This window comes from Sphingopyxis sp. H073, assembly GCF_001468395.1.
GTDB lineage: Bacteria > Pseudomonadota > Alphaproteobacteria > Sphingomonadales > Sphingomonadaceae > Sphingopyxis.
Map to the genome: position 1 here is coordinate 1 of NZ_LNSG01000015.1, position 17,058 is coordinate 17,058.

General features: G+C 65.4%; 13 protein-coding genes, 2 tRNA genes and 1 pseudogene. 6 read left to right on the forward strand and 10 right to left on the reverse strand.

What is annotated here, in order from left to right:
• Positions 1–381, reverse strand: a pseudogene (locus ATE64_RS19460) (energy transducer TonB); the annotation flags it as partial.
• A 46-nt stretch (positions 382–427) separates the two neighbouring features.
• Complete coding sequence (locus ATE64_RS19465) at positions 428–1,294, reverse strand: alpha/beta hydrolase (protein WP_058456694.1); 867 nt, start codon at positions 1,292–1,294, stop codon at positions 428–430.
• A gap of 94 nt (positions 1,295–1,388) precedes the next feature.
• Here ATE64_RS19465 and ATE64_RS19470 point away from each other — a divergent pair, with 94 nt between their 5' ends.
• The gene (locus ATE64_RS19470) at positions 1,389–2,180 is read left to right on the forward strand and encodes an SDR family oxidoreductase (RefSeq protein ID WP_058456695.1); all 792 of its coding nucleotides are present in this window, start codon (positions 1,389–1,391) and stop codon (positions 2,178–2,180) included.
• Positions 2,181–2,223: 43 nt separating this feature from the next.
• On the opposite strand, the gene ATE64_RS19475 is transcribed toward ATE64_RS19470, so the two are convergent.
• Positions 2,224–2,298, reverse strand: a tRNA-Val gene (locus ATE64_RS19475).
• A gap of 71 nt (positions 2,299–2,369) precedes the next feature.
• Positions 2,370–2,747 carry a response regulator gene (locus tag ATE64_RS19480; RefSeq protein WP_058456696.1) on the reverse strand — a complete coding sequence of 126 codons (378 nt, stop codon included), beginning with the start codon at positions 2,745–2,747 and terminating at the stop codon, positions 2,370–2,372.
• Positions 2,748–2,954: 207 nt separating this feature from the next.
• Here ATE64_RS19480 and ATE64_RS19485 point away from each other — a divergent pair, with 207 nt between their 5' ends.
• Positions 2,955–3,761 (forward strand): N-formylglutamate amidohydrolase, encoded by an 807-nt coding sequence (locus ATE64_RS19485; RefSeq protein ID WP_058456744.1) that lies wholly within the window; start codon positions 2,955–2,957, stop codon positions 3,759–3,761.
• Between the two features lie 167 nt (positions 3,762–3,928).
• On the opposite strand, the gene ATE64_RS19490 is transcribed toward ATE64_RS19485, so the two are convergent.
• Together ATE64_RS19490 and ATE64_RS19495 are read right to left on the reverse strand one after the other, a co-directional pair.
• A tRNA-Pro gene (locus tag ATE64_RS19490) sits at positions 3,929–4,005 on the reverse strand.
• Positions 4,006–4,109: 104 nt separating this feature from the next.
• Positions 4,110–4,538, reverse strand: coding sequence for a JAB domain-containing protein (locus ATE64_RS19495; protein WP_231729171.1), 429 nt, complete (start codon positions 4,536–4,538; stop codon positions 4,110–4,112).
• A 141-nt stretch (positions 4,539–4,679) separates the two neighbouring features.
• On the opposite strand from ATE64_RS19495, the gene thyA reads away from it, so the two are divergent.
• From thyA to ATE64_RS19515, 4 genes are all read left to right on the forward strand, one after another.
• The gene (thyA, locus tag ATE64_RS19500; protein ID WP_269433234.1) at positions 4,680–5,615 is read left to right on the forward strand and encodes a thymidylate synthase; all 936 of its coding nucleotides are present in this window, start codon (positions 4,680–4,682) and stop codon (positions 5,613–5,615) included.
• Positions 5,616–5,708: 93 nt separating this feature from the next.
• Entirely contained in the window at positions 5,709–7,004 is a 1,296-nt protein-coding gene (locus ATE64_RS19505; RefSeq protein WP_058456698.1) for a 3-methyl-2-oxobutanoate dehydrogenase (2-methylpropanoyl-transferring) subunit alpha, read from the forward strand.
• Positions 7,005–7,024: 20 nt separating this feature from the next.
• On the forward strand, positions 7,025–8,029 hold the full coding sequence (locus ATE64_RS19510; RefSeq protein WP_058456746.1) for an alpha-ketoacid dehydrogenase subunit beta: 1,005 nt from the start codon (positions 7,025–7,027) through the stop codon (positions 8,027–8,029).
• Between the two features lie 5 nt (positions 8,030–8,034).
• Positions 8,035–9,309, forward strand: coding sequence for a dihydrolipoamide acetyltransferase family protein (locus ATE64_RS19515; protein ID WP_058456699.1), 1,275 nt, complete (start codon positions 8,035–8,037; stop codon positions 9,307–9,309).
• On the opposite strand, the gene ATE64_RS19520 is transcribed toward ATE64_RS19515, so the two are convergent.
• From ATE64_RS19520 to ATE64_RS19535, 4 genes are all read right to left on the reverse strand, one after another.
• On the reverse strand, positions 9,306–14,384 hold the full coding sequence (locus ATE64_RS19520; protein ID WP_231729172.1) for a DUF11 domain-containing protein: 5,079 nt from the start codon (positions 14,382–14,384) through the stop codon (positions 9,306–9,308). The genes ATE64_RS19515 and ATE64_RS19520 overlap by 4 nt on opposite strands.
• Before the next feature lie 88 nt (positions 14,385–14,472).
• Entirely contained in the window at positions 14,473–15,531 is a 1,059-nt protein-coding gene (locus tag ATE64_RS19525) for a DUF11 domain-containing protein (protein ID WP_058456700.1), read from the reverse strand.
• 73 nt (positions 15,532–15,604) lie between these two features.
• A complete protein-coding gene (locus ATE64_RS19530) occupies positions 15,605–16,069 on the reverse strand; it encodes a hypothetical protein (protein WP_058456701.1) in 465 nt (154 codons plus the stop codon).
• A complete protein-coding gene (locus tag ATE64_RS19535) occupies positions 16,069–16,989 on the reverse strand; it encodes a DUF11 domain-containing protein (protein WP_231729177.1) in 921 nt (306 codons plus the stop codon). Before ATE64_RS19535 ends, ATE64_RS19530 begins: the two co-directional genes overlap by 1 nt.
• Positions 16,990–17,058 lie beyond the last annotated feature (69 nt).

The window sequence follows — 17,058 nt, forward strand, 5'->3', positions numbered from 1 at the left end:
GCCCGATCCGGGGCCGGGGACGGGGGTAGCCCCGGCCGACGCATCGCTGCCCGTGCCTGGCCGGGGGGCGGCGCTGACCGGAGGCGGTTCGGGTGGCGGCAGCCTGGGTTCGGGGGCGGCGACGGGGGCTGCTCTTGCAAATCTGTTGGCGGCCGATGCCTTGGCGCTTGCCTTCTCGTGCTGCGTCTTGGTGGGCACGATGACGTCTTGCGGAGGTTTCGGCGCGGGGATGGCGATGGCGCTGATCGCCTCGCTGGCGGCGCGAACGACATGGAGGTCGAGCCCGCCGACAAGCCCGGCGCCGATCGCGAATGCCGCGAGCAGCGCGGCGCTGCCAGCGATAAGCCGCTGACGTCCGGTTATCTGCCCCGTATAGGCCATGACAACATCCGCGGCGAACGCCCTTCGTCCGCCTTCGCCATGCCGTTTAGAGGAAATCCTCTAGCGTGGACATGAACCGGTCGAACTGGTCGTGATGCAGCCAGTGACCGGCATTCTCGAATTCGATCACTCTAGCGGTATTGAAATGCGCGATGCGTCCGTCTTTTTCGGGGTTGGAAGCCCAGCTGTCGGCGCCATAAAGAAGAAGCGTCGGGCAGCTGATCGCTGACCAGAGCGATTCGATGTCGCTTTGCGGAAGGTCGACCACCGGCCAGACGTTCAGATAATTGTCGAACTTCCAGCTCCAGCTGCCGTCCTCGTTGCGGTTGATGCCATGGATCGTCAGGTGGCGCGCCTGATCGGGGGTCAGATAGCTGTTCTCGGCGATCATCCGCGCCAGCGCGTCGTCGAGCGTCGCATAGCGGCGCGGCGTGCGGCCCGCCGCCTGGCGCTTTTTGTCGATCCAGCCGCGAAAACGTTCGGCGAAGGGCGTCTCGGCACGCTCGGCCAGAACCTTGGGCGAGGGGCCGAGTCCTTCGATTGCGACGAGCTTGCGGACGTTATCGGGATAGAGGCCGGTATAACGCAACGAGACATTGCCGCCCATCGAGTGCGATACGATCGTCACCGGCGCGAGATCGAGCTGGTGGATGAGCTGCGCGAGGTCATAGACGAAGGCGCCCATCTCGTAATTGCCGTCGGGCGCCCAAGCGCTGTCGCCATGGCCGCGCAGGTCCGGCGCGATGACATGATAGCGATCGGCGAGCTTCTCGGCGACCCAGTCCCAGCTTCGGCAATGGTCGCGGCCGCCGTGGACAAGCAGGAGCGGCGGCGCGTCGCGATTGCCCCAATCGACATAATGGAGCTTCAGCCGCTGTGAAATGATGCTGTTCGAGGTCGGGCCGCTTGCCATCTTGTCGTCCTTGCTGTCTGATCGGGTTTCAAAAGGCGACTGAATGGCATCCGTCAAGCCCGGTCGCGATCATCGGGAAGGGAGCGGCAGGCGCATGACGACATTTCGGGACAATCTGCTTGCGGGCAAGACGGCCTTCGTTGCCGGCGGCACGAGCGGCATCAACCTGGGCATTGCGAAGCGCTTCGCCGAGCTTGGCGCCAAGGTCGCAGTCGCGGGGCGCGACCCCGACAAGGCGCGCCGCGCCGCAGAGGAGATCGGACCGGGGGCAATCGGCCTGTCGGGCGATGTGCGCGACTATGCCGCGATCCGCGGCGTGATGGAGACCGTCGCCGACAGACTCGGGTCGATGGATATCGTGATCTCTGGCGCAGCGGGCAATTTCCTGGCGCCGGTGCTCGGCATGTCGGCGAACGCTTTCCGCACGGTGGTGGACATCGATCTCAATGGCACCTTCAACGTGTTCCGGGGATGCCATGACCTGCTGAAACGACCCGGAGCATCGCTGATCGCGATCACGGCGGGGCAAGCGGTCAACGCTTCGGCGCTGCAGGCCCATGCCTGCGCCGCGAAGGCGGGGATCAACCAGCTGATTCGCGTCCTGGCGCTCGAATGGGGCCCCGACGTGCGCGTGAACGGTATTTCGCCGGGACCGATCGCCGATACCGAAGGAATGAAACGCCTCGCGCCCGACGCCGGGACGCGTCAGGCGCATTATGACCGCATCGCGATGAAGCGCTGGGGAACGATCGCCGAGGTCGCCGAATCGGCGGTGTTCCTGTGTTCGCCGGCCGCGGGCTATTTCACCGGCACGATCCTCGACTGCGACGGCGGCAGCCAGATCGGCGACGCCTCGCGCGGCGATCTGGCGAAGGGCATGGCCTGAACGCAAAAACGCCGCCAACCCATTGGGTCGGCGGCGTTTTTAATGGTGGGCGTGGCAAGGATTGAACTTGCGACCCCTGCGATGTCAACACAGTGCTCTACCACTGAGCTACACGCCCATCCCTTGGGGTGACGCGCCCCCTAATCTCCTCCGCCGGGCTTTGCAACCCCTTCGCGCGAAGTTGCGTCGTTATTGTTGGTGCGACTGGTCGGCGCGCCCGAACAGGCTGTCGACCTCGCGCACCAGATCCTTGAGGTGGAAGGGCTTCGACAGCAGCTTCGCCTGCGGCACATTTTCCTCGGCGCGGAGCGACACGGCGGCAAAACCGGTGATGAACATCACCTGCGTTTGCGGCGCGACTTTGGCTGCGTGCTGCGCCAGCTCGATGCCGTCCATCTCGGGCATCACGATGTCCGACAGCAGCAGGTCGAAGGTGCCCGATTCGACATAGGGCACGGCCTCGGTCCCGCGATCGACGGCGGTCACATGATAGCCGGCGCTGGTCAGCGCGCGCGCCAGATACTCGCGCATCACATCATCATCTTCCGCGAGCAAAATGCGAATCATGGCCCGAAATACGCTCCCTGGTCCTTCATGGCGCCCGTTCCCGGCGCCGTCCGTGGTGAAACTGTCCTATAGCGGGAGACATTTAACAAATTGCGGCGCGGCTGGATTTGCTTCTCCTTTTTTGCCACGCTTCCCGCAATGACCCTTTTCGGCATTCCGTCCAGCGCCATCGCTGTCAATCGGCCCGCGTCGGGCGGCCCCGTTATCGTGTCGATTCCCCACGCCGGGCGCATCTATCCGCCCGAGATACTGGCCGCCGCGCGTGTCGGGCGGGAGCAGCTAGAACGGCTCGAAGACAGTTGGTGCGACCTGATCGCGGGGCAAGCCGCCGATCGCGGGGCGACGGTGGTCCAGGCGGTATGGGCGCGTGCGGTCGCCGATTGCAATCGCGGCGAAGGTCAAATGGCGCCCGGAGATGTCGCGTTACCGCTGCGCGCGCAATTTTCCGCACCTGGACGGAAGGAACGCGCCGGGCTGGGCGTCATCCCGACGCGACTTGCCGATTGCGGTCCCCTCTGGCGATTCCCGATCGACCGGCATGGATTGAACTGGCGGCTCGAATCCTTTCACCGCCCCTATCATCTGGCGCTGTCGCGCGAATTGGTGCGCGCGCGCGCCAGGTTCGGCCATGCCGTTCTCATCGACCTGCACAGTATGCCGGCGATTCCCGCCGGTCAGTCGGGTCACGGCGCGCGGATCGTCATCGGCGACCGTTTCGGACGAACCGCCGATGACCGGATTACGGACGCTGTCGTCGAGCAGGCCGAGAGACTGGGCGTCGCGGTGACGCGAAACCAGCCCTATGCCGGGGGGCATATCGTGTCGGCGCACGGCCGGCCGGACCGGTCGATCCACGCGGTGCAGATCGAGATCGACCGCAGTCTCTATCTTCGCTCGGACCGATCCCCCGATCATGAGGCGGTTGCCCGGATGTCCGAATGGTTCGGTGGGCTGATCGACCGGCTGGCGGGCTTTGCGCCCGGCGAAGACGAGGTGCCGCTCGCTGCCGAATAAAAAACCACCTCGTACCGAAGTACGAGGTGGCCAGGGTCCAGGGAGGACGCGCCCGCGTCGAACGACGGGGCACTCGCCGAAATGGAAAGGGGGAAAACCACGACGGCGTGGGGACAATCTAGGGATAGTCGCCGCGCGTTACAAGGTCTGTTGATTACAAAAGATACTGGTCGGGGAGAGAGGATTCGAACCTCCGGCCCCTGCCTCCCGAAGACAGTGCTCTACCAGGCTGAGCTACTCCCCGACCGATCCGGCGCCGGTAGTCCGGCGCGAGGGCAGGGCGGTCCTCTAGACGCGCATTTTGCGAACATCAAGCGCCAATCGGCATGGCGGTCACGATTGTTCGGTCTAGATCAGCAGGGCATTGCGGAAGCTGAAATGTCCGCTTTCGACGAAAATCAGATGATCGGTGAGGTCGATGCCGACAAGCCGCAGGAACTGCGCGGCTTCGCGCGTGCATTGCAGGTCGGCGGGGCTCGGCCGCGCTATTCCCGACGGGTGGTTGTGCGCCATCTGCACCGCCACGACACGGCCGCCGAGCAGCCGGTGCCAGCATTGCGGCGTGATGACGCATCGGTCGGTTGCCTCGCCCGCAATGCGCTGGAAGCTGGCAAGCCGGGCATAGGCGTCGAAGCCTGCGAGGATCATGATTTCGCGATCGGCGGGGATCGTCGGGCGGTACAGCAGGCGCGCGATCTCGTCCTCCGCCTCGCGCGGTATGAAGCCGGCCGCGATCGTCGATCGGGGCAGCTTGCCGATGGGCTCGATCAGGGTCACCGGGCTGCTCATGCGGCCGATAACGAAGCTGCGAAAGACGGGATTGGGCCGTATCGGACAATAGGTCCGTCCGCGAGGCCGCGCCCCTTGTCGCGCGGCGCGGGGCGGCCTAGCAAAGACGGTGAAAGCGAGGAGCGAGTCTTGCCCGAATCCATCCATTATGAACTGCAATATCTCGACCTGATGCGCCGCATCTGGGTCGAGGGCGACGAGCGCGTCGACCGCACGGGGGTTGGCACGCGGTCGCTGTTCGGCGAGACGATGCGATTCTCGCTGGCGGACGATGCGATCCCGCTCCTGACCACGAAGCGCGTCTATTGGAAAACCGCGCTGCGCGAGATGCTGTGGTTCCTGACCGGCGACACGAATATCCGCTCGCTGGTGGCGCAGGGGGTCCGGATCTGGACCGACTGGCCGCTCGACAAATATCGCCGCGCGACCGGCGACGAGATCAGTGCCGAGGATTTCGAGGCACGGATCGTCGCCGACGAAGATTTCGCGGCGCAATGGGGCGATCTCGGCCCCGTTTACGGCCATCAATGGGTGAATTGGCCGCGCTACGAACCGGTGGGCGACGGGCTCTTCCGCCGCGCGGGCCAGGGCTACAACCAGATTGCGACGCTGATCGACTCGCTGCGCACCAATCCGGGGTCGCGGCGGCACATCTTTAGCGGCTGGAACGTCGCCGACCTCGACCGCATGGCCTTGCCACCGTGCCACATGACCTATCAATTCCACGTCCGCAGCGACGGGGGATTGTCGTGCCTGCTGTTCCAGCGCTCGTGCGATCTGGGGCTGGGATTTGCCTTCAACATCTTCGAGGCCGCGCTGCTGACGCGGATGATCGCGCAGCAATGCGATCTCACCGCGCACGAGGTCGTCTGGACCGGCGGCGACGTTCATCTCTATCTCAATCATGCCGAGCTGGTCGAACAGCAGCTGCGACGCGTTCCACAGGGGGCACCCAAGCTGCGCATCCTTCGTCGGCCCTCGAGCATTTTCGACTACAGGTTCGAGGATTTCGCGGTCGACGCCTATGCACCGCAAGCGCATATTTCCGCCCCTGTCGCGGTCTGATCGCTGCCGTTGCATTCGTATGGCGACCGTAATAATATGTCGCCACACTGAAATATAACTAGGCGCGCGATTCGCGGCCGAAGGGAAGAAGATATGCCTGAGTCGGACAGCCGACCGGCGAGCAATCTGCCGCCGCTCTCGCTCCATATTCCCGAACCGCGCTATCGCCCCGGCGACACGCCCGACTTCGGCGATATCGCCGTTCCGGCGGTCGATGCAACGCCGCGCCCGAGTGAAGATACGAAGCCCGATGCGATGCGCGATATGTGCTACGGCTTGGTCCGCGTGCTCGACTTCGACGGGGTTGCGAAGGGGCTGTGGGATCCCAAGCTTTCGGCCGAGCGCTTGCGTGCGATGCTGCGCTACATGATGCTGACCCGCGCCTTCGACGAGCGGATGTTCCGTGCGCAGCGGCAGGGCAAGACGAGCTTCTACATGAAATGCACCGGCGAAGAGGCGACGTCGGTCGCTTCGACGATGGCGATCGACCGGTCGGACATGTGCTTCCCGAGCTATCGCCAGCAGGGCATTTTGATCACGCGCGATTATCCGCTGATCCAGATGATGAACCAGATCTATTCGAACCGCGGCGACCATCTGCTCGGTCGCCAGTTGCCGATCATGTATTCGGCGCCCGAGCATGGCTTTTTCAGCGTGTCGGGCAATCTGGCGACGCAATATCCGCAGGCGGTCGGCTGGGCGATGGCGTCGGCGTCGAAGGGCGATACGCGGATCGCGACCGTGTGGTGCGGCGAGGGCTCGTCGGCCGAGGGGGACTTCCATTCGGCGCTGACCTTCGCGACCGTCTATAATGCGCCGGTCATCTTCAATGTCGTGAACAACCAATGGGCGATTTCGAGCTTTTCCGGCTTCGCCGGCGGCGAGCGGACGACCTTCGCGGCGCGCGCGGTGGGCTATGGTATCGCGGGCCTGCGCGTCGACGGCAACGATCCGCTTGCGGTCTATGCCGCGACGCAGTGGGCGGCCGATCGCGCGCGCACCAACAACGGCCCGACTTTGATCGAGCATTTCACCTATCGTAGCGAAGGGCACAGCACGTCCGACGATCCGAGTGCCTACCGCGCCGCCGACGAGGCGACCGCGTGGCCGTTTGGCGATCCGATCGCGCGGCTGAAGCAGCATCTGGAAGTGCTGGGCGAATGGGACGATGAACGCCATCAGGCGCAGGCCAGAGAGCTCGAAGATCTGGTAAAGACGACCCAGAAACAATCGGAAAAGCTCGGTGTTCTTGGTCACGGAATGCACCAGCCGTTCGAAACGATGTTCGAGGACGTGTTCGAGGACATGCCTTGGCACCTCAAGGAACAATGCGATCAGATGCTCGCCGAGCAAGAGGCCAAGTTCGGCCCGAACTGGAAGCCCGAATGATGAGCGCCGATACCAAGACCATGAACATGATCGAGGCGATCAACAGCGCCATGGATATCATGCTCGAACGCGACCCCAACACCGTGGTGATGGGCGAGGATGTCGGCTATTTCGGCGGCGTCTTCCGCGCGACCGCGGGCCTGCAGAAAAAGCATGGCAAGACGCGGGTGTTCGACACACCGATCAACGAATGCGGCATCATCGGCGTCGCGGTCGGGATGGGCGCCTACGGCCTGCGTCCGGTCCCCGAAATCCAGTTCGCTGACTATATCTATCCCGGCCTCGACCAGCTCGTCAGCGAGGCGGCGCGGCTGCGCTATCGGTCGGCGAACGACTTCATCTGCCCGATGACGGTGCGCACTCCCTTCGGCGGGGGGATTTTTGGCGGTCAGACGCACAGCCAGTCGCCCGAGAGCATCATGACCCACATTTGCGGCGTGAAAACCGTCATTCCTTCGAATCCCTATGACGCAAAGGGCCTGTTGATCGCGGCGATCGAGGATAATGACCCGGTCGTGTTTCTCGAACCCAAGCGCATCTACAACGGCCCGTTCAGCGGCTACTACGACCGGCCGGTCGAGCCCTGGTCGAGGCATGAGGCGAGCGCGGTGCCCGAAGGCTATTATCGCATCGACCTCGGCAAGGCGGCGACGGTGCGTGCGGGCGAGGCGGTGACCGTCCTCGCTTACGGCACGATGGTTCATGTCGCGAAGACGGTGGTCGAGGAACGCGGCATCGACGCCGAAATCCTCGACCTGCGCACGCTGCTGCCCCTCGACATCGACGCGATCGAGGCCTCGGTAAAGAAGACCGGACGCTGCCTCATCATCCACGAAGCGACCCGAACCTCGGGCTTCGGCGCCGAGCTCGCCGCCTTGGTGCAGGAGCGCTGCTTCTATCATCTCGAGGCGCCGGTCGAACGCGTCACCGGCTTCGACACGCCGTACCCGCACAGCCTTGAATGGGCCTATTTCCCCGGACCGGTGCGCATCGCGACCGCGCTCGACAAGATTCTGAAGGACTGATCGCCATGGCTCGTTTTTCGTTCCGTCTGCCCGACATCGGCGAAGGCATCGCCGAGGCCGAAATCGTCGCCTGGCACGTGCGGGTCGGTGACCGCATCGAGGAAGATTCGCAGCTCGCCGACATGATGACCGACAAGGCGACCGTCGAGATGGAATCGCCGGTTTCGGGGATCGTCGTCGAACTCGCGGGCGAAGTCGGCGACATGGTGTCGATCGGCTCGACGCTCGCGGTGATCGAGACCGAAGGCGAGGGTGTTGACGACGCGCCGCCGGCAGATACGCCGGTCGAGGAAGAAATCGTCGCGGAAACACCGGGAACCGAGGAGGTTACGGTTGTCGAGGTTGCGCCTGCTCCAGCACCCGCGCCCGCTACGGCGCCCGAGCCAGTTCCGGCTCCTGAAACTCCGGCGGCTCATAGTCGCGCTGTTCTTGCATCTCCGGCCGTCCGCGCGCGCGCGCGCGATCTCGGGGTCGATCTCGGCCAGGTTCATGCCGAGGGCGACCGTATCCGCCACGCCGACCTCGACGCCTTTCTGCGTTACAGTGGCGGGCAGGGCTATCATGCGCCGGGCGCCTCGCGCGCCCGCGCCGACGAGCCGGTCAGGGTCATCGGGATGCGCCGCAAGATCGCCGAGAATATGGCGGCTTCGAAGCGCACGATCCCGCACTTCACCTATGTCGAGGAAATGGATGTCACCGCGCTCGAGGATATGCGCGCCGACCTCAACGCCAATCGCGGCAATCGCCCGAAGCTCACGATGCTGCCCTTCCTGATCGTCGCGATCTGCCGCACGATCCCTCAGTTTCCGATGATCAATGCGCGCTACGACGACGAAGGCGGCGTGGTGACGCGTTACGGCGCGGTGCATCTCGGCATGGCGACGCAGACCGATGCCGGGCTGATGGTTCCCGTGATCCGCGACGCGCAGGACAAGAATGTCTGGCAACTCGCGAGCGAAATCAGCCGCTTGGCAGAAGCTGCGCGCACCGGAAAGGCGAAGGTCGAGGAACTGACCGGTGGCACGTTAACGGTTACGTCGCTCGGCCCGCTCGGTGGCATCGCGACGACGCCGGTGATCAACCGCCCCGAAGTGGCGATCATCGGCCCGAACAAGATCGTCGAACGCCCCGTGTTTGACGGCGACGACATCCGCCGCGCCAAACTGATGAACCTGTCGATCAGTTGCGACCACCGCGTCGTCGATGGCTGGGACGCCGCAAGCTATGTGCAGGCGCTCAAGAAGCTGATCGAGACGCCGGTTTTGCTGTTCGCCGATTAGAGGCCGAGCCCCGCAAAGCTCGTCTGGTCGAACTTCAGCTTGAAGGTGACATAGGCCCCCGACCGCGAGAAGCGCGCGTCTTCGAAGTCTCGGTCGTGGAAGCCGGCGAAATTATAGCCGAAGGTTATGTTGGCGTTTTTCATCGGCGCCAGCGTGACCGTCGGACCGCCCGCCCACGCGAGGGTGTCGCCGCCGGTGCCGATGCGCGCGGTGCCCGAGGCGCCGACATCGACACTCTCGGTCAGGTTGAAACGGACGTCGGCGCCGAGCAGGTTCGACCAACCCTCGACATCGTCGGCGCCGAAGCGGTCGAAATTGTAGCGCGTGCCCCAGAACAGGCCGATTTCGGCGCGTTCGTACCAATTGTTGCCGCTGCCGGTCCCGCGGTTGCCGAGCGGGGTCCAGTTGATCGACAGGCTGTTGAGCAGGCGGCGGCTCGTCGCGTCGCCGTCGATCGTCAGCACGGCGCCGCCGATCGGCCCGGCCTGACCCGCAATGGCATCGCGAACCTTGTCCGAGCGGAACTCGCTCTTGTTGAGCCACGAAATTTGCGAGTCGGCGGGGCGGTGCGCCCAGCTTGCCTCGAAGGTGATGACTTCGGTCGTCGGGGTCGAGCCGCTGCCGCTGGCCTTCGCATAGGTGAAGAGCGCGCCGAGTGCCTGGCCCTCGCCGAGCTGGCGGAGGCCGCCGAGCGTCAGGCCATAGCGGTTGGCCAGCTCGCCATCGCGATATTCGGCGCGGCCGGTGATCGTCCAGCGCTGCGAGCGATACGTCGCCCCCGCGCTGATCGCGGTGAAATCCTCGGTCAGCGTGCCGTTGTCGCCCAGGAAGCCGCCCGATGCGACCGGCTGGTCGACATTGAGCACGTCGCTGGCGCGAATGCCGCCGATCGTGCGGTTGCCGTCGAGCGACAGGTCGACCGACCAATGCTCGTCGAGCTTCAATGACTGCGACAGGCCATAGGCGGCGAAGCTGCGCGGCCCATATTCGCCGATTTCCTGCTGGTTCGCAGTCGCGAGAAGTCGTGCGCCAGCCCACGGAGCAAGATCGAAGCCGATGCGGGCGGTGCGGGCGCGCACTGTGTCGCCATCGGCGATTTCATAGCTGCCGACGAGGTTCACGTCGCGCGTCACCGCATAGCGCGCACCGATGCGGTGGCGGGTCGGAAAATCGACGCTCGCGTCCTTGCCTCCGAGGGCGAATTCGGTCTGGGCGTCGAGTTCGAGCTTCTTGTCGAATAGCCGCTGCGTCGCGCCGAGCTGGACGATGTTCGAGGTGTTGCGCGAGCCGTCCGACAGGTGGTCGTCGGCGTGCGTCAGGCCGGCCCGGATCAGCGTCGTGCCGTTGTCATATTCGACAAGCGCGCGTGCGGCGCGGCGGCGCGCATCGACGTCGAGATAGTCTTCCTGCCAGGCGCTGCCGGTCACCGACAGATTGCGCGTTGCCTTCACGCGCGCGTCGAAGCCGAACTTGCGTGTGCCATCCTCGCCGCTGTTAAGCTGGCCCGTGCCGAAGCCCGCTTCGCGTTCGCGGACGTAGGCCAGGAAGTCGGCGTTGCGGCTGTGATGCTCGGCCTCGATCAGCCACGCCTTGGCAGTGCCGACCGCAGCGGTGCTGCTGCCATTCTTCGCCTTTGCGTCGCTCACCGCATATTCAGCGCGTACTTCGGTATCGACGTTCGGACGATAGCGGGCGTCGACGCCGCCGAGGTTCGTCTTGGCGCTATTGTCCTCGTCATGGATGAAGGTCGCGCCAACGCGCAGCTTTTCGTCGCTCGACTGGTAGCTGACCCGCCCGCCTGCATTCAGGACGCGCTCGCCGACACCGTCGACCTCATATTCGGCGACGATGAACTGCGGATCGAGGTTCGACGAACGGCTGAGCACCGGCGAGCGGAAGCGGATCGTGCCCGCGAGATAGTCGATGTCATAATCGACGTGGCGCGTCAGCGTGACGCTCTCGACGATCCGCTCGCTGTGCAGGCGGTCGCGCGTTTCGATGACGATGCGTTCGCTGTTCGGCAGGATGTCGCGCGCACCGAGCTGGTAGGGGCCGGTCAGGCCATTGCCCTGGATTTCGTCGCGGCGGAAGCGGTATGGCGTGTCGGCAATGAACGCGGTGGCGGCGAGGTTGCGGCCGCGATACTCGGCCTTGCCGCCATTCAGCGCGCGCTGGTAGCGGGCGAGCTGCGGTTCGGAAATGCCGGTCTCGATATCGCCGAACATCGCATAGAATTGCGGGCGTTCGAGGCGCAGATAGAGTTTGCGCACCGATGCGGCGTCATAGCGTGTCTCGTTGCGATCGGCGTAGATGGTGTAATAGGCGCGCGGATCGATCACCCCGCCGAAGCGTGCGTCGTCCTTGTCCTTGTCGCTGTCGTACGACAGCGTCATCAGCCATTTACCCTGCACGCGGCCCTTCGCATAGAGCGCGAGGCGGGCGTCGGCATTGAGATCGTCGAGCGTCTCGGCGACGGGCTCCATGCGGTCGTCGAGCGTGTTGTAACCGATCGTGCCGGCAGCGAAGCCGACGACGGTCCACGGACGATTGCCGGGATCGAGCCAGGTTTCGATCGTCTGCTTGCGCGTCACCTTGTCGTCGCGGAAATTGAAATCCATCGTCAGTGTGCCCGACGCGGTCGTCGGTTCGAGCTCGATATAGGCGATGCCGTCGTCGCCATCGATGCGCCAGACCGGCTGCGCGCGTTCGAGGCCGGCGAGTTGCCGCGCCTGCTGTGCATCGGCCTCGACGGCGGGATAATAGGGGGCAGGGACGCTGAAATCGCCGGTCAGGCCCGAACGGACCGGTTTGCCGTCGCGGTCGGTCAGGCGCACCGCGATCACCGGACGCGTCACGCCGTCGGCGATCAGTACCGACTTTTCGCGGATCAGCGTCGCGTGCATCGCGGTGATCGAATAATGGATGCTGCGTTCGAGGGTTTCGAGCACCGCGCCATTCTCGTCCGTCACCTGCGCGACTAGTCTGTTCTCGCCTTCGCGGATCTCGACGGCGCGCCACAGGCTGACCGCGACCAGCCCGTCGGCTGACTTGCTCGTGCCTTCGAACGTGAGCGGATCGACGGGTTTGCCGTTGATCGTCAGCGTCACCTTCTGGCCCGGTGCGTGCTTGATCGCCGCGCGGATCGCCTTGGTGCGCGGATTATGGCCGGCTTCGGGGAAGAGCCAGCCGATGCCCGGCGCCTGACCCGCAAGCCAATTGCGGTTCGCGCCCGCGGCTTCCGGGTCGCCGATCGGCTTGGGGGCTTCGAAGGCCGCGGTTTTCGGCGCTGCTCGCGGGGCGACCGCAATGACGCGGAAGTCGGCGCGCTCCAGCGAGCCCCCGCGCCCCTCGACGAAGCGCGAGATCGTGCTGCCCGCGCTTGCGGTCGAACGCGCGCAATCGATGGCCTCGCGGTCGAGCGGCAGGGTCGATGGATCGATCTGGACCACATGGAGTCCGGGGCGGACACCCTCGAAATGGTAGCGGCCATCCTCGTCGGTGACGGTGTAACTGCCGTCCTGCAGCATCACGCGGACGCCCGCGATGCCCGGTGCCTTGCCGGGGTTCACGCTGCAGCCGCCATCGGTGATACGGCCGATGATCGTCATGCGGTCGCCGAGCTGGTCGCGTTTGATCGCGATGGTCGCTTCGGCGATGTTGCTTTCGGTGCGGCGGTTGTCGACGGCGCTTGCGCGGTTGAGCGCGTTGCCGGGCTGGGCGGAGACCGTCACTTCGGCGACATAGGTCAGCAGGGCAGTCGCGCCGGGCGCGAGCGGGGGCAGGCTGACGGTGAAATCGCGGCCGTTGGCGGTCGCGACGGCGTCTATCCGTTGACCGTTCGCGCGCACGGTATCGGGGCGCAGACGCATCCCGGCGGGCAGAGCGTCGCTGACGGTGACAGCGCCGGTCGAGCGGCGCGCATCGCGGTTCGTGACTTCGATACGATATTGGACGACGTCGCCCGGCGCGGCGGACTGCGTCGAGGTCGTCTTGCGCAGGATCAGCGGCAGGCCGGGCTGGTCGACGGGAAGGTCGACGCGAACAGGCGCGGGGCTGTCGAGCGTGAATGTGCGGCTGTAGCTCGCATCGGTGATGGTGAAGGGCAGGCCGTCGTCGGGACGGCGCAGCGGCGCGAGGTCCGCGGGGCTTGACGTCGACGGTGCGGTGTAGGGCGCGGGGGGCTCGACGATCAGGCGATAGGAGCCGGGCGCGACGAACGGAAAGCGATAGTCGCCCGGCGGATAGCTGTAGAGCCTGCCGCTGGCATCGGTGACGGTCTGACCCGTAACGACGGTCGATGGGTAAGCGGATACGCCGTCGTCGCCGAACACCTGCGCGGGCTGGCCGGTCGCGGCGTCGATCAGCGTGACGCGGCTGCCCGCGACCGCCGATCCGTCGCCGCTGTCGAACACGATGCCGAAGGGGTCGACGAGGAAATCGACCGTCGCGGTGGCAACCAGGCTGGCGTTCGCCTGATCGGTGACGCGAAGCTGGAGCGGCGATCCTGGATTGACCGACAGGCGGCAATCGCCCTGGACGACGGCGGGCGGCACGCCGATCGTGTTGATGAAGCCGGTGAATTCGCCGCTGTTCGATGCGGTCTCGGTAAGCGTGATCTGTTCGCGATCGCCGTTGGCAAGATCAAGGACGACCGGCAGGGTATCGACCGCGTTCGGATCGGTATTGGCCGAGGCAAGGGTGAGGCCGACGACCAGCACTTCACCGGCGCGAAACGCGTTGCTGCTCTGGAGTGACGCCGGGTTGGTCGGCACGCTGGCATAGACACCGGCGAGCTGGATGAGATTGCCGGTACTGGCGCTTGCGGCGATGATCGAGCCCCCGCATTGCGTGGGACGCAGCGGCGCCGATTTGTTGCCGCCGTTTTCGAGCAGGCGATAGGTCTGGATCACCGGCTGTTCGGGCGGGCGTGACCGGACGGTCACGTCGACGCGGTTCGACAGCGTTTGACCCGCGCGGCCATTGTCGGTCCAGTCGGCCGTGGCGGTATTGGAAATGACCTGCGCATGGGCCGCCGGCGCCGCGGGCAGCAGCGCTGCCGCGACCGCGGCGGTCACGAACGACAAACATTTCCGGTGAAACTGCATCGCTGGCCCAGAGGCGGGCAGCGGAAGCACGTCGGACGCCTTCCGCTGCCCCGCAGGATCAGTTGACCGTCGCGCGGAAGACGAGCGTGCGCGTGGCGCCCGCCGCGATCGTTGCGATGGTGCCCGACACGTTCGGCGCCGCGTAGCTGCCGCCGGCAGTGCCGTCGGCGTTGCAGGTGCTGCCCGTGACCGTGCCGTTCAGCAGGATGGTGCCTGCGTTGAACGTCAGCTGGCCCGGGACCGGGTCGGTGATCGCGACCGAAGTCGCCGCCGCGCTGCCGCTGTTCGCGACCGCGATGCAATATTCGACGACGGCGCCTGGGATCAGCTTCGGATTCGTCGTGTTGTTGAACGGATCCGAAATGACGCGGCTGGTTTTGGTCACCGCCAGTGTCGCCGTCTGCACCGTATAGTCGTCGTTATCGCTGTGCGAGCCGTCGCGCGCGGCGTCGCCGGTGACACCGGCGGTGTCGGCGAACACCGTGTCCTTGCCCGATGTATTCGCACCCGCCGTCTCGGTGATCGCAGCGCCCTGCGTGCTCGCGGTGCCGCCCTCGCGCGCTGTGGCGCGGAGCGTGACCCCGGCGACAGCATTGTTGGCGAGGCCCGTCGGAATGTCGGCGACGACGAACAAGGTTGCCGACGCATCGGCGGCGAGTTCGTCGACATAGGTAACGAGCGTGTCGGCCGCGTCCCAGCTGCCGACGGTGCCGCTGGTGCTGTCGCGATAGATGCGGACGTTCGTGGCGTCGAATGTGTCGGTGCCGCCGTGCGAGGCGGTGCCGCCGGTGATCTGCGACGCGACGAGCGCGAAGTCGAGCACCTCGTTCGAGTTATTGGTGAGCTGGAAGGTTGTGACCGCGTTGGTCTGTCCCGGTACGACATTGGTCGTGACGGTCCCCACCTCGGCGACGGTCAGGTTGATCTTGCGGTCAACCGTGAACGTATCCGAAGCGGTCTGCGCGCCTTGGGCGACGCCGCCCACCTGATAGTTGACGGTTGCGGTATTCGTGATCGAGGTTCCCGCGGTGGTCCCGGCCGCATAGGCCGGGCTGGCAGCAGCGGCGAACGCCACTGCCAGACCGATGGAGCCCCAGTAAGTCAGCTTGCTGGTCATAGCTGAATCCCCAGGCTTTGCTGGTCGCCAATTCCCCACCGCCGGCAACCGTTAAGCGGCTTACTTCAAAGGATTATTTGACTACCCCCCGAAACATGAGCTTTCCGGTGCCCCCCGCCGGAATGGGTTTCTGGAACGCCCAGCGGATGTGCGTGACATCGGCGGGCTGCGCCGGACGGCGGGTGCCGTCGGGCTGGATGACCGAGAGCGTATCGAGCGCACCCCATGCCTTGCCGCCGTCGACCGAGACGATCGGGCTGGCGTCGGCCGCGCCCGCGAAGCGCACCGCCGACGGCATCGGATTGGTGATGACGAACTTGTCGGCAGGCTCGCCGCCCGCGTTGCGATAGTTGAGCACGAACACCAGCCGGTCGCCGGGAACGACGACCTTCGGTTCTTCGAGCAATACGCGCTGCTTGCCGCTGGCGTCGGTCGAGACGCGTTCGACGAACACGTTGTTGTCGAGCGCGACCTGGTTGGCGGCGAACGCCGGTGCCGGCGCAAGTGTCGCGAGCAACAGGATAAGGAGCTTTCGCATCAGTTGATCCTCGTGCGGAAGGTGACGGTACGGGTCTGGCCGCCGGCAACGGTGCCGAGGCCGACGTGAATGCGGGTGCCGTTATAGTCGCCCGCGTCGGCGTCTGCGGCGTCGGTCAGCGGACTGCCGCCGAGCGTGATCGATCCGGCGACATAGGCAGTGTCGGCGGGAATATTATCGTTGATCGCCAGCCCGCTCACCGACCCCGACCCGGCGATGGTGGCGGTGATCGTGTAGGTGATGATCGCGCCGGGAACCGGTTCGCTGCCGCCGAAGGGATCGACGATCGTCGCCGATTTGACGAGCGACACGGTCGCGGCGGAAACGAGGAAATTGCCATTGTCCTGACCGTCTGCGCCGGTAGAGCCGACAATCGCATCGCCGCCGCCTTCGCCCTGGCCGGCAAAGGGTGTGCCGGGGGCGCCGGTTCCCGTCTTCGCCGCCGCGACGAGCGTAACGATGCCGCGATTTCCGTCGGTGACGCTGCCCGGGGTCGTCGCGAGGACAAAGACGGTCATCGTCGCGTCGGGCTGCAGCGCGCTTTCCGATCCCGCGACATAGAGGGTGTCGGTCCCGGCATCATAGGTGCCGTTGTTGTTGGCATCGATGTAGATCTGGGTGACAACCGGATCGTAGTCGTCGCCGCCGACATTCGCGGTCGTGCCGAGCGCAAAGGCTTCGGGGCCGTTACCGGTGTTCGTGACGCGGTAGGTCAGAACCTGGTTCGTCGCGCCGGGGGTCGTCGGGACGTCGGTTGCCTGGTCGGCGACCACGACGTCGAGCACCTCGTCGACGCGCATGTCGACGGTGTTCGAATTGATCGTCTGGTTCCCCGAGCCATTGTCGAAGCTGGCGCTTGCGGTGTTGCTGATGGTCGTGCCCGCGAGCGTGCCGGCTGCTTCCGCCGACACGGGCGTCATCAGCGCCACGGCGAGCGCAAGGGTTGAAGAGGGAAGTAGAAGCGTATGATGCCTCGCGCCCCCCACAGG

Bases quoted from the DNA above. Each gene is read 5' to 3' on its own strand.
- ATE64_RS19465 (WP_058456694.1), bottom strand. From the start codon at position 1,294: ATGGCAAGCGGCCCGACCTCGAACAGCATCATTTCACAGCGGCTGAAG.
- ATE64_RS19470 (WP_058456695.1), top strand. From the start codon at position 1,389: ATGACGACATTTCGGGACAATCTGCTTGCGGGCAAGACGGCCTTCGTT.
- ATE64_RS19480 (WP_058456696.1), bottom strand. From the start codon at position 2,747: ATGATTCGCATTTTGCTCGCGGAAGATGATGATGTGATGCGCGAGTAT.
- ATE64_RS19505 (WP_058456698.1), top strand. From the start codon at position 5,709: ATGCCTGAGTCGGACAGCCGACCGGCGAGCAATCTGCCGCCGCTCTCG.
- ATE64_RS19510 (WP_058456746.1), top strand. From the start codon at position 7,025: ATGAACATGATCGAGGCGATCAACAGCGCCATGGATATCATGCTCGAA.
- ATE64_RS19515 (WP_058456699.1), top strand. From the start codon at position 8,035: ATGGCTCGTTTTTCGTTCCGTCTGCCCGACATCGGCGAAGGCATCGCC.
- ATE64_RS19525 (WP_058456700.1), bottom strand. From the start codon at position 15,531: ATGACCAGCAAGCTGACTTACTGGGGCTCCATCGGTCTGGCAGTGGCG.
- ATE64_RS19530 (WP_058456701.1), bottom strand. From the start codon at position 16,069: ATGCGAAAGCTCCTTATCCTGTTGCTCGCGACACTTGCGCCGGCACCG.
- ATE64_RS19535 (WP_231729177.1), bottom strand. From the start codon at position 16,989: ATGACGCCCGTGTCGGCGGAAGCAGCCGGCACGCTCGCGGGCACGACC.